The organism is Parabacteroides goldsteinii (assembly GCF_020091425.1).
In the GTDB taxonomy this organism is placed as follows: Bacteria; Bacteroidota; Bacteroidia; order Bacteroidales; family Tannerellaceae; genus Parabacteroides; species Parabacteroides goldsteinii.
Genome location: NZ_CP081906.1, coordinates 507,535 through 523,299 on the forward strand (window position 1 = coordinate 507,535; position 15,765 = coordinate 523,299).

General features: G+C 47.6%; 14 protein-coding genes. 10 read left to right on the forward strand and 4 right to left on the reverse strand.

Features of this window, described 5'->3' with window-relative positions:
* Positions 1–327: 327 nt before the first annotated feature.
* The 8 genes from K6V26_RS28680 to K6V26_RS03010 all read left to right on the forward strand — a co-directional run bounded on the left by K6V26_RS28680 (position 328) and on the right by K6V26_RS03010 (position 10,035).
* Complete coding sequence (locus K6V26_RS28680) at positions 328–408, forward strand: potassium-transporting ATPase subunit F (protein ID WP_118318664.1); 81 nt, start codon at positions 328–330, stop codon at positions 406–408.
* Positions 409–429: 21 nt separating this feature from the next.
* The gene (gene kdpA, locus K6V26_RS02980; protein ID WP_224264567.1) at positions 430–2,139 is read left to right on the forward strand and encodes a potassium-transporting ATPase subunit KdpA; all 1,710 of its coding nucleotides are present in this window, start codon (positions 430–432) and stop codon (positions 2,137–2,139) included.
* A 53-nt stretch (positions 2,140–2,192) separates the two neighbouring features.
* Positions 2,193–4,235, forward strand: coding sequence for a potassium-transporting ATPase subunit KdpB (kdpB, locus tag K6V26_RS02985; RefSeq protein WP_224264568.1), 2,043 nt, complete (start codon positions 2,193–2,195; stop codon positions 4,233–4,235).
* Between the two features lie 30 nt (positions 4,236–4,265).
* Entirely contained in the window at positions 4,266–4,847 is a 582-nt protein-coding gene (locus tag K6V26_RS02990; RefSeq protein ID WP_224264569.1) for a K(+)-transporting ATPase subunit C, read from the forward strand.
* Between the two features lie 239 nt (positions 4,848–5,086).
* Positions 5,087–5,791 carry a TorF family putative porin gene (locus tag K6V26_RS02995; protein WP_224265802.1) on the forward strand — a complete coding sequence of 235 codons (705 nt, stop codon included), beginning with the start codon at positions 5,087–5,089 and terminating at the stop codon, positions 5,789–5,791.
* A 17-nt stretch (positions 5,792–5,808) separates the two neighbouring features.
* Positions 5,809–6,930 (forward strand): sensor protein KdpD, encoded by a 1,122-nt coding sequence (locus K6V26_RS03000; RefSeq protein WP_224264570.1) that lies wholly within the window; start codon positions 5,809–5,811, stop codon positions 6,928–6,930.
* A 13-nt stretch (positions 6,931–6,943) separates the two neighbouring features.
* The gene (locus tag K6V26_RS03005) at positions 6,944–8,662 is read left to right on the forward strand and encodes a HAMP domain-containing sensor histidine kinase (protein ID WP_394373142.1); all 1,719 of its coding nucleotides are present in this window, start codon (positions 6,944–6,946) and stop codon (positions 8,660–8,662) included.
* A 29-nt stretch (positions 8,663–8,691) separates the two neighbouring features.
* Positions 8,692–10,035, forward strand: coding sequence for an aspartate kinase (locus K6V26_RS03010; RefSeq protein WP_122328502.1), 1,344 nt, complete (start codon positions 8,692–8,694; stop codon positions 10,033–10,035).
* 85 nt (positions 10,036–10,120) lie between these two features.
* Here K6V26_RS03010 and mscL read toward each other — a convergent pair whose 3' ends face one another.
* Positions 10,121–10,546, reverse strand: a complete 426-nt coding sequence (gene mscL / locus K6V26_RS03015; protein WP_007659472.1) for a large-conductance mechanosensitive channel protein MscL — start codon at positions 10,544–10,546, stop codon at positions 10,121–10,123.
* 75 nt (positions 10,547–10,621) lie between these two features.
* Positions 10,622–12,277: a hydroxylamine reductase gene (hcp, locus tag K6V26_RS03020; RefSeq protein ID WP_224264572.1), complete on the reverse strand. Its 1,656-nt coding sequence runs from the start codon at positions 12,275–12,277 to the stop codon at positions 10,622–10,624.
* A 361-nt stretch (positions 12,278–12,638) separates the two neighbouring features.
* Here hcp and K6V26_RS03025 point away from each other — a divergent pair, with 361 nt between their 5' ends.
* Both K6V26_RS03025 and K6V26_RS03030 read left to right on the forward strand, forming a co-directional pair.
* On the forward strand, positions 12,639–13,307 hold the full coding sequence (locus K6V26_RS03025; RefSeq protein WP_224264573.1) for a Crp/Fnr family transcriptional regulator: 669 nt from the start codon (positions 12,639–12,641) through the stop codon (positions 13,305–13,307).
* Between the two features lie 152 nt (positions 13,308–13,459).
* Complete coding sequence (locus tag K6V26_RS03030) at positions 13,460–13,900, forward strand: 5'-nucleotidase (protein WP_224264574.1); 441 nt, start codon at positions 13,460–13,462, stop codon at positions 13,898–13,900.
* A 47-nt stretch (positions 13,901–13,947) separates the two neighbouring features.
* Here the strand turns inward: K6V26_RS03030 and K6V26_RS03035 are convergent, their stop codons facing one another.
* Together K6V26_RS03035 and fucO are read right to left on the reverse strand one after the other, a co-directional pair.
* Entirely contained in the window at positions 13,948–14,460 is a 513-nt protein-coding gene (locus K6V26_RS03035) for a ferritin-like domain-containing protein (RefSeq protein WP_007659478.1), read from the reverse strand.
* Between the two features lie 114 nt (positions 14,461–14,574).
* A complete protein-coding gene (fucO, locus tag K6V26_RS03040) occupies positions 14,575–15,735 on the reverse strand; it encodes a lactaldehyde reductase (protein WP_224264575.1) in 1,161 nt (386 codons plus the stop codon).
* Between the last annotated feature and the right edge of the window lie 30 nt (positions 15,736–15,765).

Consider the following 15,765-nt stretch of genomic DNA (forward strand, 5'->3'; position numbering starts at 1 on the left):
CTCTTTTTCATCTTTCCGCTTTAGTGTACTTTACCGTTTTGACAGGCTGACCTTTTCAAAATGGAAGGGTTGCCTCTTCCGGTGTTACGCAGCGTTTTTCTGATAAATAGTTGTGATACAAGGTTAAATGGGTTGTTGTCTCCGCTTTGGCACGGCTTTGGCATATAGAAGGGCAAAATGATTTGTATAAACGATTAAAAGACAAAGCTATGTTAGAGAATGAAATTGTATCATTTATTTTTTTATGTGCGGTAGGTAGCCTTTGCTACTGGTTTTTTTTCAAGTGTGTAGATTGGTTTGAAAAGATTTAAAGGAAGGAGGAGAGATATGTTCGTAGCATTGTTTATACTCTGCCTGATTATCTTCGGGTATCTGATGTATGTGTTGATTAAGCCCGAAAAGTTTTAAACAAATAATGAAGGTAAAAAGATGAATACGGAATTATTAGGTAGCATCGCGCAAATAGTACTCATGGTCGTGCTGGCCTACCCGCTGGGGAAGTACATTGCAAAAGTTTATAAAGGGGAGAAGACCTGCCTGGACTTCATGGCCCCGGTGGAAAGATGGATTTTTAAACTGTGCGGCATCGACCCGAACGTGGAAATGAGTTGGAAGAGCTTCCTCAAAGCATTGCTGACCATTAACCTGTTTTGGTTTTTCTGGGGAATGTTCCTGCTGTATTTCCAGCAGTACCTGCCGTTGAATCCCGACGGCAATGCGAGCCAGTCGTCGCATCTGTCGTTTAATACCTGTATCAGTTTCATGGTGAACTGTAACTTGCAGCATTACAGCGGCGAGAGCGGGTTGACTTATTTTACACAGTTGTTTGTCATCATGCTCTTCCAGTTTATTACGGCGGCAACGGGTATGGCGGCCCTGGCGGGAGTATTCAAGGCGATGGCATCGAAATCGACTCATACGATCGGTAACTTCTGGAATCTGATGATGAAGAGCTGTACGCGTATCCTGCTGCCGTTGGCGCTGGTGATTGGTTTTATCCTGATTATAGAAGGTACGCCGATGGGATTCGACGGCAAGATGAAGCTGACGACGCTGGAAGGACAGGAACAACTTGTTTCTCAAGGTCCGGCTGCCGCAATCATCCCTATCAAACAATTGGGAACGAATGGCGGTGGTTACTATGGGGTTAACTCTTCGCATCCGTTGGAAAACCCGACTTACCTGACGAATATGGTGGAATGCTGGTCCATCCTTATACTGCCGATGGCGATGGTGTTTGCATTGGGATTTTATCTGAAACGGAAGAAACTCGCCTATTCGATATTCGGGGTGATGCTGTTTGCCTACCTCGTGAGTGTCGGCATCAATACATACTATGAAACGAAGGGGAACCCGATGATTTCGGCGATGGGAATCGACCAGCAGGCCGGTGCCATGGAAGGAAAGGAAACCCGCCTCGGTCCGGCTGCCACCGCTTTGTGGAGTTGCACGACGACGGTGACTTCCAACGGTTCGGTGAATGGCATGCACGATAGCACGATGCCGCTATCGGGGATGATGGAGATGTTGAATATGCAGATTAATACCTGGTTCGGCGGTGTAGGCGTGGGATTCATGAATTATTATGCTTTCCTGATTATTGCCGTCTTTATCAGCGGGTTGATGGTCGGGCGCACGCCTGAGTTCCTGGGAAAGAAAGTAGAGGCACGCGAGATGAAGATTGCGACGATTGTGGCGCTGGCTCATCCGTTTGTTATCCTGATCGGCACGGCGGTGGCATGCTATTATTGGGTATATAATCCGGCCTTTGTGGAGGCGGAAGGAGGGTGGCTGAATAATCCGGGCTTCCACGGGTTCAGCGAGATGCTTTACGAATATACGTCGGCTTCGGCAAACAACGGGTCGGGATTTGAAGGATTGGGCGATAATACCTATTTCTGGAACTTCACGACTGGTCTGGCGCTGATTATCAGCCGTTATCTCCCAATCGTCGGGCAGGTTGCCATTGCGGGACTGCTGGCACAAAAGAAATATATCCCGGAAAGTGCAGGGACATTGAAGACAGATACGGCCACATTTGCCGTGATGACGTTCAGCGTAATCTTTATCGTTGCCGCCCTGTCTTTCTTCCCTGCGCTGACGCTGGGGCCGATAGCGGAATATTTCTCGATATATTAATAATCAGATAAATAGAAAAAGTATCTATATCTATATTCAAATGACTATATTTTATGAAAAATAATAAAGCCGCTTCCCTGTTTCCCAGGGAGCTTGTTATAGAAAGTTTGAAGCAATCATTCGTGAAGCTGAACCCGAAGACGATGTTCAGGAATCCAATCATGTTTATCGTGGAGGTTGTCACGTTCGTAATGCTCTTTGTTACCATCTGGTCCGCTGCGACGGGCGACCACACGCAGGGTTCGTTCGGATACAATATGTTGGTTTTCATTGTGCTGTTTGTCACCTTGCTCTTTGCCAATTTTGCCGAGGCAATAGCCGAAGCACGCGGCAAAGCGCAGGCAGACAGCTTACGGAAAACCCGTGAGGAGACACCTGCCAAACTAATCGGTGCGAATGGCAGTATCACGACAGTCAGCAGTTCGCAACTGAAGAAAGGCGATGTTTTTATCTGCGAGGCAGGCGATACCATCCCTTCCGACGGTGAGATTATCGAAGGACTCGCCTCTATCGACGAAAGTGCCATCACTGGCGAATCGGCGCCGGTCATCCGCGAGGCAGGCGGCGATAAAAGTTCGGTAACGGGTGGTACGAAAGTTTTGTCTGACCAGATACGTGTGAAAGTGACTACGCAGCCGGGCGAAAGTTTCCTTGATAAGATGATCGCCCTGGTTGAGGGCGCTTCCCGCCAGAAAACACCTAATGAGATTGCGTTGACCATCCTGCTGGCAGGTTTTACGTTGGTGTTCGTGGTTGTCTGCGGGACATTGAAGCCGATGGCAGACTATTCGAATACGCAGATTACGATTGCTGCCTTTATCTCTTTGTTCGTCTGCCTGATTCCGACGACGATCGGCGGACTGCTTTCTGCTATCGGCATCGCCGGCATGGACCGTGCCTTGCGTGCAAATGTAATTACCAAATCCGGCAAGGCTGTGGAGACGGCGGGCGATATCGACACGCTGTTACTCGATAAAACAGGAACAATCACGATTGGTAACCGCAAGGCAACCCAGTTCTATCCTGTAAAATGGATTGACGAACAGGCATTTGTTCAGGCTTGCCTGATGGCATCCTTATCCGACGAAACGCCTGAGGGTAAATCTATCGTGGAACTGGGACGCGAAAAGGGTGTCCGCATCCGCGACCTGAGTACGTCGGGTTCCCGCATGATTAAATTTACGGCGGAAACGAAATGTTCCGGCGTCGACTTGAAAGACGGAACGCGTATCCGCAAAGGAGCTTTCGATGCCATCCGCCGGATGAGCGAGGCTGCCGGAAATAAATATCCGGAAGAAGTAGCCGAACTGGTGGAAAAGATTACCAGCAACGGAGGGACGCCGCTGGTCGTTTCGCAGGATGATTTCATCATCGGTGTGATTGAGTTGCAGGATATTATCAAACCGGGAATACAGGAACGTTTCGAACGTCTCCGCAAGATGGGTGTCAAGACCGTTATGGTGACAGGCGATAACCCGCTGACTGCAAAATATATCGCTGAAAAGGCTGGCGTAGACGACTACATTGCCGAAGCCAAGCCGGAAGATAAAATGAACTATATCAAGAAGGAGCAGGAAGCCGGAAAACTGGTCGCCATGATGGGCGACGGAACGAACGACGCTCCCGCACTGGCCCAGGCAAACGTCGGTGTCGCCATGAACAGCGGTACGCAGGCAGCTAAGGAGGCCGGAAATATGGTAGACCTCGACAACGACCCGACCAAACTCATCGAAATCGTTGAAATCGGCAAACAGTTACTGATGACGCGCGGAACGCTGACCACATTCAGCATCGCGAACGATGTTGCCAAGTATTTTGCCATCGTGCCGGCTTTGTTCATGGTCGCTATCCCGCAGTTGGCAGCATTGAATATCATGCACCTGCATAGTCCGCAAAGCGCGATACTCAGTGCAGTTATTTTCAATGCGCTCATCATCCCGGCTTTGATTCCGTTGGCATTGCGCGGTGTGGCTTACAAGCCGATCGGGGCCTCCGCCTTGCTTCGCCGCAACCTGCTCATCTATGGGGTAGGAGGGATAATCGCTCCGTTCGTCGGCATCAAGCTGATCGATTTGGTGGTAAGCATGTTTATGTAATCATTAATAATAAAATAAAGAAAAACAAGTATGATATCAACTCTTTTCAAATCATTTAAACTGACAATAGCATTCAGTCTGTTGTTTAGTATCTGCTACATCTTCGTCTTATGGATTTTTGCACAGGTAGCAGGCCCGAACAAAGGTAACGCCGAAGTTCTTGAACTCAATGGCAAAGTCGTGGGAGCCGCAAACGTAGGCCAGAACTTCACGGAGGACATCTATTTCTGGGGACGCCCCTCTTGTGCGGGCGACGGCTACGACGCTTCTTCTTCCGCCGGAAGCAACAAAGGCCCTTCCAACGAAGAATACCTTTCGGAAATCAAGGCGCGCATCGACACCTTCCTCGTTCATCATCCTTATCTGACACGTGAGGAAGTGCCCGCCGAAATGGTCACCGCCAGCGCTTCCGGACTCGATCCTGATATCTCCCCGAAAGCCGCCTACGCACAGGTACAACGTGTCGCACAGGCCCGCGGCCTCTCGCCCGAAAGCGTCATGGCCCTGGTGAATGCTAATACCGAAGGACCATTATTAGGTTTGTTCGGCCCGGAGAAGGTCAATGTCCTGAAATTGAATATCGCTTTGGAAAAGGCCGAAAAAAATAAATAACAATCGTATCGAAATACCAAACGCAGGATAAAAATCATCAGATAAACGTATTTATGGGCAAATACCTAGGTAAAAACGCATAAAAACAACTATTTATGGGTTAAATCGGCGGCGTAGCCTCAAAATAAATATATCGAATGATGAATACCCTGGTAAAAATGCATAAAACAATGAATATATCCATAAAACGCATAGTAACGGCGTTTCTGTTACTGTTTTTTACCTCTTTTACATGCGTCATGGCTCAAAAAGACGATAGCGGAGCCACATTTACCGTGCAAGGGGACCTTCTGAGTTCGTATCTTTGGAGAGGGTTCTATCAAACGGGAGCAAGTTTCCAACCGACCCTCGCTTTTAGCGTCGCCGGCTTCTCCCTGACAGCGTGGGGATCGACCGATTTCGACGGTTATAAATCTTCGGAAGGTGCCGCCAATAAGGAAATAGACCTGACGGCCGCCTATACCTTCGGCAACTCTGGACTTACCCTCTCCATCGCCGACCTGTGGTGGGCCGGACAGGGCGCGAACAAATACTTCAACTTCAAAAGCCATGAAACCGCTCATCATTTCGAGGCCGGACTGGCTTATACGCTTCCCGTGGAGAAATTTCCCCTCTCCGTTGCCTGGTATACCATGTTTGCCGGACAGGATAAGGACGAGGACGGCAATCAGAACTATTCTTCCTACGTCGAACTCAATTATCCGTTCCGCGTGAAAATGGTCGACCTGACCGCCACCTGCGGCTTCCTTCCCTATACCTCTTACGGAGTTTATACGGGGGCGAAGACGAACGACGGATTTGCTGTTACCAACGTTGCGCTGAAAGGAAGTACCGCTATAAAGTTTAGCGATTCATTCTCTTTGCCTATATTTGCGCAGGCTATTTGGAATCCCCGCATGGAAGATGCACATCTGGTCTTTGGCATTTCACTAAGACCGTGGTAATCTGAAACAAGCAACTCATGGACAGAGAACAGAGCGTACAACACTTTTTAGATTTGCTGAAAAAATCCCGCCGTGGAAATTTCAAGATATACATCGGCATGATTGCCGGTGTGGGGAAAACGTACCGTATGTTGCAGGAGGCGCACGAATTGCTTCGGAGTGGTATCGACGTACAGGTAGGTTACGTGGAAACACACGGCAGGGTTGAAACGGAGGCGTTGGTCGAAGGTCTACCTTTGATACCGCGCCGCCGGTCATTTTATAAGGGAAAAGAAGTGGAGGAGATGGATTTGCAGGCTATCCTGAATATCCATCCGGAGGTCGTGATAGTAGACGAGCTGGCGCATACCAACATCGAAGGTAGCAAGAACGAAAAGCGTTGGCAGGACGTTACGGACATTTTGGAGGCAGGTATCAGCGTCATCACCGCCGTTAATATCCAGCATCTGGAAGGGTTGAACGAGGACGTGCAGGATATCACCGGCATCGAGATAAAGGAACGCATCCCCGACAGTGTCCTGGAACAGGCGGACGAGGTGGTGAATATCGACCTGACTGCCGACGAATTGGTGAAACGCCTGACAGCCGGAAAAATATACAAGCCGGAAAAGATTCAGACGGCGCTGAATAACTTCTTCAAGTCTGAAAACATTCTCCAGTTGCGCGAACTTGCCCTGAAAGAGGTTGCGTTACGTGTCGAGAAGAAGGTGGAGAGCGCGGTCCCCGTCAATACAGGTGTCCGACATGAAAAATTCCTGGCTTGCATCAGCAGTCAGGAGAAGACGCCGCGTAAGGTCATCCGCAAGGCTGCCCGGCTGGCTACCCGCTACAACACGAAGTTCTTTGTCCTCTACGTGCAGACGCCCCGCGAAAGTATCGACCGCATCCCGTTGGCAAACCAGCGTTATCTGTCGAATCATTTCAAGCTGGCGGCCGAACTGGGGGGCGAAATCATACAGGTGCAGTCCAGAAGCATCCCCGACAGTATTATCGAAGTATGCCGCGAAAAGCAGATTTCGACCGTCTGCATCGGGAAGCCTGCCTTTACGCTTGTTTCCGTGTTCCGTGCTTGTTTCCAATACCGGAAATTGCTGAATAGCTTGTCGCAAATGAATATTGACCTGATAATATTGGCATAATATGTTACAGTCTATTAGTCTGAAGATTAAAACGAAGCTCACCTATGGTATAGGTCTGCTGTTTGCAATGATTGTCCTGCTGGGCGGTCTTTCGGTACAGAATATCTACCGCATGTCGGCAGATACGCAGAATATCCTGGCGGATAATTACAATACGCTCCTGTATTCGCGCCGTATGCTGGATGCCCTCGAACGTATCAAGACAGATCCGGTGGCACGTACCGAGTTCGAAAAGAACCTGAACCTGCAAAAGGAGAATATAACGGAAGTGGATGAGAATGCCGCGACCACCCATCTGGTCACGCAATACGAATCCATGAAAAAGGATATGAACGACGCCTCCATCCAACGTGTCCGCATGGCATTGAACGAGGTGATGAGCCTGAACATGGCCTCCATCTACCGGAAAAGCCAGGTGGCGGAGCATACGGCACATAATGCCTTGCTGTGGATTTGCATCCTCGGCATCATCTGCATCCTGATTGCCTTTGCTTTCCTGATCCGCCTCCCCCGGTCTATCAACACGCCGATCCGCAAGCTGACGGACGGTATCATGGAGATTGCCAACCATAATTATGAGAAGCGCCTCAACCTTGGGAAATATGAAGAGTTCGCCGCCGTTGCCAACTCCTTCAACCGGATGGCAGAACGGCTGACCGAATACCGTAAAAGTACGCTGGCAGATATTATCCAGGGAAAAAAATACATCGAAGCCATCGTCAACAGCATCACCGAGCCGATCATCGGGTTGGACGGGAACCGTAAAATACTTTTCGCCAACGATGTCGCCCTGACAATCCTCAATCTGAAACGTGAAAATGTCATCGGCAAGTCTGCCGCCGAACTGGCGCTGAAAAACGACCTTCTGCGACGTCTCGTGCGCGAACTGGTGCAACCCGACGAAAAGAAGGAACCGCTTAAAATTTATGCTGATAATAAAGAAAGTTATTTCAAGGTGCAATACATTCCCATCCATCTGACGGACGGGCAGAAAGACGTCAGCCAATACGTCGGTGACGTTATCCTCCTGAAAAACATTACCGAGTTCAAGGAACTGGATTCAGCAAAGACGACCTTCATCTCGACCATCTCCCATGAACTGAAAACACCTATTTCAGCCATCATGATGAGCCTCAAACTCCTGGAAGACCAGCGGGTAGGCGATATGAACAACGAACAGAGGGCGCTTGCCGAAAGTATCAAGGAAAGCAGCGACCGCCTGCTCGAAATAACCGGCGAACTCCTCAAAATGACGCAGGTGGAAACCGGAAAACTGCAACTGAACCCGAAAATCACCAAGCCGATCGAACTGATAGACTACGCCATCAAGGCGAACCGTGTGCAGGCGGAGCGTTTCGGCTGCCATATAGAGGTCGAGTATCCGGAGAAAATCTCCAAACTCTTTGTCGACAGCGAAAAGATAGCCTGGGTCCTGACAAACCTTTTGTCGAATGCCATCCACTACACGCCGGAGAACGGCCGCATCATCATCGGTGCCCGCCAGGAAGGCAAAGTCGTGGAGATATTCGTCCGCGATTTCGGCAAGGGCATCGACCCGCGTTACCACCAGAGTATATTTGACCGTTACTTCCGCGTTCCCGGTACGAAAGTGCAGGGTAGCGGCCTCGGACTGGCTATCAGCAAAGACTTCGTCGAAGCTCATGGCGGAACCATCCGCGTGGAAAGCGAAATAGGAAAGGGCAGTACCTTTATCGTTTCATTTAATGTCTGATAATAAGTAAGAAAACACAGTAAACAATCATGAAAGTATTAAAATTTGGCGGTACATCTGTCGGCTCGGCCCGGCGGATGAAGAACGTCGTATCTATCATATCCGGCGGTGAACCTAAAATTGTCGTCTTATCGGCGATGGCCGGAACAACTAATTCGCTGGTCGACATCACCCGTTGCTTCTATCGCAAGGAGGTCGATGAGGCAAATAAAATTATTACCCGCCTTGAACAGGCTTATGCCGGGCATATCGAGGATTTATATACCTCTGTCGCCTATAAGGAAAAGGCGCTGGAACTGGTAACGGAACGTTTCAATGAAATATGGGCGTTTGCCGGTACTCCTTTTACCGTCTTCGATGAAAAGGTGGTGCTGGCGCAGGGTGAATTGATTTCCACCGGCATGATGCATCTTTACCTGCAAGAGCAGGGAATGAAGTCGGCATTGCTTCCGGCCCTCGATTTTATGCGGATAAATGCCGACGGTGAGCCGGATATGTCCTATATCGAAGAGCATCTCGGAACACTGCTGTCCCGCTTCCCGGACACGGATATCTTTATTACTCAGGGTTTCATCTGCCGGAACGCATATGGCGAGACGGATAACCTGCAACGCGGGGGAAGCGATTACAGTGCCTCCCTGATCGGAGCGGCCGTCCATGCCAGTGAAATACAGATATGGACGGATATCGACGGTATGCATAACAACGACCCGCGCGTGGTAAACCATACCGCTCCTGTCCGCCAGCTTAACTTTGAAGAGGCGGCGAAGCTCGCTTATTTCGGAGCGAAGATACTCCATCCTTTTTGCATCCGCCCGGCAAAGGAAAGCAATATCCCGGTCCGCCTGCTGAACTCCCTGCAACCCGATGCCCCCGGAACATTAATCTCGAATACCGCGGAGAAAGGCAGAATCAAGGCGGTAGCAGCGAAAGACAATATCGTCTTTATCAAAATGAAGTCGTTGAATATCCTGCCGCCCCATAAGTTCCTGAGCACGGTGTTCGATACATTCGCCCGCTACAAAACGGCCGTCGATATGGTGACGACTTCCGACATAGGCATCTCCGTGACGACCGACAATCCCGAACATTTGCAGGAAATAGTGGGCAGCCTGGAGAAATATGCAACGATCAGTGTCGAAAAGGATATGGTAATCGTCTGTGTAGTCGGCGACCTTGAATGGCAGAATGTCGGCTTCGAGGCAAGAATCATAGATGCGTTGAAAGATATTCCCGTGCGGATGATTTCTTACGGGGGAAGCAGCAGCAACGTCTCCCTGGTGATGAAGTCCGCCGATAAAACGCGTGCATTGCAGGCACTGAGTTCCCGCCTGTTCCCGAAACCGGATGAGACGGAAGCGATTGGTGCCTGAAAACAAAAGCGTGCCAAAAAGAGGCTGACCTCTGTTTTGACACGCTTCCTTGTTGTTCAGGAAACCTTACGGATAAGGTTTTTCTTTATTTCTTTTCTTTCAGTAAGTCACGTATTTCAGTCAGCAACTGAACATCGGCTGGCGGAGCGGGAGGGGCGGCAGGCGCTTCTTCCGTTTTCTTTTTATTCAGGGCATTCATCCCCTTTACCATCATAAAGATAGCAAACGCGATAATGATAAAGTCGAAAGTCACCTGTATAAAATTCCCGTAATTGATTGTGACGGCAGGCGTAATGACTTTATCGCCTTCCATAACCGCCTGTTTCAGCACGATTTTCAAATCGGTAAAGTTGACACCACCCACCAGTAACCCTACGGCAGGCATGATAATATCTCCAACGACCGAAGATACGATTTTTCCGAAAGCACCACCAATGATGATACCGACAGCCATGTCAACGACGTTGCCGCGCATGGCAAACTGTTTAAATTCTTGTAAAAACTTTCCCATACATATTCGCCTTTTTTATGTTATAACCATAAATGATTGCATTTGGTTGCGAATATACAAAGTTTAGTTAAAATATCAGGCAAGAATTAGCTTTTCTATATCTTCATCTACGGTGCTGATGGTTCCGATGCCGAAGTTTTCAACCAGTACCTTCGCCACGTTCGGTGAAAGAAATGCCGGCAACGTCGGTCCCAGGTGAATGTTCTTAACGCCCAGGCTCAGCAACGCCAGCAGGACGATAACTGCCTTCTGTTCATACCACGCAATATTATATACAATCGGCAGCTCGTTGATATCTTCCAGTCCGAAAGCCTCCTGCAATTTCATGGCGATGACGGCTAATGAATAACTGTCATTGCATTGTCCGGCATCCAGCACGCGGGGAATGCCGCCGATGTCGCCGAGTGGCAGCTTATTGTAACGGTATTTGGCACAACCGGCCGTCAGGATTACGCAGTCGGAAGGCAGTTCGCTGGCGAACTCCGTATAGTAATTACGGCTTTTCATTCGTCCGTCGCAACCGGCCATCACGACGAATTTACGGATGGCACCGCTCTTAACGGCATCGATAACCTTGTCGGCCAACGCCATAACCTGGTTATGGGCAAATCCTCCGGTGATCTGTCCGTGCTCGATTTCTTTGGGCGCGTCACAACGTTTGGCATGGGCTATGATTTCCGAGAAGTCTTTCGTCCTGCCGTCTTCCCTTGACGGAATATGTTTCCATCCCGGAAAGCCTGTCGAGTTGGTTGTATACACACGGTCTTTATAAGAAGCTCCTTCCAGTGGCGGAACGATACAGTTGGTCGTGAACAGGATGGGTCCGTTGAAGCTCTCGAACTCTTCCCGTTGTTTCCACCAGGCATTTCCGTAGTTACCGACAAAATGTTTGTATTTCTTGAAGGCCGGGTAATAGTTGGCCGGAAGCATTTCGCTGTGCGTATATACATCGACTCCGGTTCCTTCCGTTTGTGCAAGCAGCTCTTCCATATCTTTCAGGTCATGGCCGCTAATCAGAATGGCCGGATTGTTGCGTACACCGATGTTCACCTGTGTGATCTCCGGATTACCGTAACTGCTGGTATTGGCCTTGTCGAGTAATGCCATTGCTTTTACACCGTAACTGCCGGTTTCCAAAACGAGTGCCGTCAATTGTTCGGCTGAAAGGTCTTTCCGCAAAGTTTCGGCAAGGGCATGCTGTATGAAAGCATGTAAATCCTTTTCCTCGAATCCCAGATTGCCGGCATGTTCGACATAAGCTGCCATTCCCTTTAAGCCGTAGATGATGAGTTCTTTCAGGGAACGGATATCGGGATTGGCTTCACGCAACACACCGACCGTAAGGGCTTTTCCTTCGAAAGTACTTTCGTCGCCTTTCCAGACCAGTTCATCGATGACCGGCAGTTCGATGCCGTGTCCGGCCGCCTCTTCTTTTAGCTGCTCCCTAACTTTCAAGCCATAGACAATCCGGCCGGTAATACTCTCTATATCGAAGTTCGCATTTGTTATAGTAGAAAAGAGCGCATCGACAACGAAACGGTTGATATGCGTGGGAACTTCTACTCCGGCATTCCGTAACAGGGTAGCCACAACGGAAACACCTTTGGTGACAAATAAAAGCAGGTCCATCCGGTTGGCCGTTTCATTATCCTTCCCGCAGACACCCTTGATGGTACAACCGGCACCTTTCGCAGCTTCCTGACACTGAAAACAAAACATTTTTGCATCCATACTATTCTATAATTTATTGGTTTATATTATTCCGAAACAAAAGTAGGACAGGCCGGTCTCTTATATTGTACCAAATGTTACAAACGCGGATATTTCTTTGATAAACGCGGTCATACTTTCATTTGTATAGGGGGGAAACACGTACCGGTTCCTATGTTATTTTATTTATCTGCTGATGTAAGTTGTTGCCGACGTCCTCGACAATATTGCCGACACTGTCGAAAGCTTTGCCGACGTCGTCGATTATTTTGCCGACAGCGTCGGCAACAACTTACATCAGCAGGAGAATAAGGTTTCTTCCGTATCTTTTCCTATATTTGCCTGTATATATAATTGAATAAGTCTGTATATATAAATGAACATGATAGCAATTCTTTCTAAATCCATATTATTCCGGAATATCCCGGAATCAGACATTTCCGGTTTGTTGGAGACAACGGCTTACCGGGTCGCATCTTACCGCCCAAAGGACATTATAGCTTTGCAGGGAACGCCATGCAATTATCTGATGATCGTGTTGAACGGACTTTTGCAGGGACAGATGGTGAATGATGCGGGTAAACTCGTTGTTATTGAAGAATTGGAAGCGGCTCAGTTGTTAGCCCCCGCTTTTTTATATGCCCCAAAAAACAATTTGCCGGTAAATATCATCGCCATGGAGCCGTCAGAGATTTTATTTATCCATCGGGATGATTTTACCGTGTGGATGCAGCAGAACAGGCAGCTTCTTCAAAACTTCCTGATGCTGATATCCGGCAGGAGCCATTTCCTGAGTGACAAGATTATGTTCTTGTCTTTGAAGAATATAAAGAATAAGATAGCGGATTATTTGCTTCATAAACTGCCGGACGCGTCGTCTACGGTGATTCATCTGACCGATACTCAGCAGGAGATAGCCGATTCATTTGGTGTGACCCGTCCTTCGTTGGCGCGTGCATTGGCGGAGATGGAGCAGGAGGGGATTATTTCTATAGACAGGAAAGTGATAACGATTTGTAACATGCAGCTTTTGCGGCAGATGGGGCAATAAAGCATCCAATCGGAAACAGTTTTGCCAACCAATATCCTTAATAAGGATTAAAAGAAATTAATCCGTCAGACTGATATACCGACTTCGGTCAGCTTTTAATTATCTTCGTAACTGAATTTTAGAACAGCGCCACAAACCGACCCGGAAGTGGAATGAGTCTGAAAATAACGGTTGGTAATGATACTGTAGAACAAGAATATAGTTATGATTTAAAACCTCATACATGGAATGCCCTTGATATAGATTTGGCCGGACTTCTTATTAAAACAGAAGGGAAGATTAACCGGATTAATTTATCCTGTGCTCCCGGAGGACGGACGCTTTATCTTGATCATATTTATTTTTGTGAAGAAAGTGAAGGTGAGGGAGAAGAACCATCTGAACCGGAAGGACCAGTCGGACCTACTGTAGCTGCTCCTACTCCTTTACAGGCAGAAAGCAGAGTTGTTTCGGAAACTCCGGCTATAAAGATGGCAAGTATCGAGCAGAGATGGAACTCATTGGATATACTTCTGTTTGATTATCAGAAATATATTAATATGGCAAATCTTTATTCTATCCGGCTGGAATCGAATAAACCCACAATTTTCTAAGAAAAGAGTGGGTTTATTTTTTTAAGTAATCTATACCGGACCAGGTATTACTTATTCAGGAAAGAACTTTTCATTCTGGCAATATCAGTCAGATAATCCTGCAAATCCTGTTCATGTTCTTCTTCCATAGCCAGGATATGTTTGGCTATTTCGCAGGTAGTAAAGTCTTTGCCATCTGTAAATTCGGCAATTTGCTGGTATCTGACAATGGCGCAACGTTCTGAAGCGACATTCTGGTTCAGCAGGCTGACAACATCGAAGTCATTTGGTACGTCATATTTGCATCTGGCCAGTTCGAACCATTGTTTCGGATCGAGAACGGGAACACCTTCCAGTTCGATGATACGGTCGGCCAATAGTTTGGCATGGCCTAACTCTTCGTTGGCATGTTCTTCAAATTCAGCCTGTACGTTTGCACGCATAGCACCTTCTGCAACCAAAGCGCCTACCCAATATTGATAGTATGCTAACCATTCTTCTGATAATGCAGCGTTAAGCTGTGATAACAAACTTTCTACGTCTAGTTTTTTCTGTAGAATCTTAACACTTTCTTTTGCCATAATTGTAAAATTTAGTTTAGTATAATGCTTGTTCGTACTGTTCAAACAATACTGTCGTGTGTTTGTTCATACTAAACTAAATTGGAACGGTAATTTATTATTTTTTCTATTATGTTAGATGTAGGCTTTCCGGTAGAGAGCAAGAAGGTCTTCGACGGTAACGTCTCTCGGATTGCCGGGAGTACATACATCTGCATAAGCTGATTGGGCCAGTTGCTCCAGGTCTTCTTCCTTTACTCCAATCTCGCTTAGTTTCTGTGGAATGCCGATTTTCAGGGATAGTTGTTTGACGGATTCTACTGCTGCGATAGCTGCCGTTTCATCGTTCATTCCTTGTATGTCGCATCCCATTGCTTGTGCTATTTTCTTATATTTCTGAATGGAAGAAGGCATATTATATTCCATCACATAAGGAAGTAACAAAGCATTGGCAACTCCATGAGGTATGTTATAGAAAGCTCCCAGGGGATGAGCCATTCCGTGTACGGCTCCTAATCCGACGTTACTGAATCCCATACCTGCAATATATTGAGCTACTGCCATACCATTACGCGCTTCAAGATCATGGCCGTTGGCAATGGCTGCGGGAAGATGGCGGGCAATCATTTCAATGGCTTTCAGTTCAAACATATCTGACATTTCCCAGGAACCTTTGGTTATATAACCTTCGATAGCATGGGTGAGCGCATCCATACCGGTCGCAGCAGTGAGCGATTTGGGCATGGAACTCATCAGCTCTGCATCGACGATTGCCAGGACTGGAATATCATTCGGGTCTACACAGACCATTTTCTTGACATTCTCTTCGTCGGTAATCACATAGTTGATAGTTACTTCTGCTGCTGTTCCTGCCGTAGTTGGCAAAGCTATAATAGGAACGGATTTGTTTTTGGTATTGGCTACACCTTCCAGTGAAACGACATTTGAGAATTCAGGGTTATTAGTAATAATCCCTATTGCTTTTGCCGTATCTGTCGGGGAACCGCCTCCTATGGCTATGATGAAATCGGCAGCAGATGCTGCATATGCTTTTACGCCGGCTTTTACATTTGTAACAGTTGGGTTTTGTTTTACTTCTGCAAAAGTGGTGTAGGGGATAGCCGCCTGTTCCAATATGTCGGTAACCTGTTTTACTACTCCAAATTTTACAAGATCATTGTCTGTTACGATAAATGCTTTTTTAAGGTTTCTCCTTTTTACTTCTTCAGGGATAACACTCCTTGATCCCGGACCAAAGTAAGATGTTTCATTCAATACGATTCTGTTCGTGTTCATGATCGTTTTTCTTTTGTTATGTATTGTAAT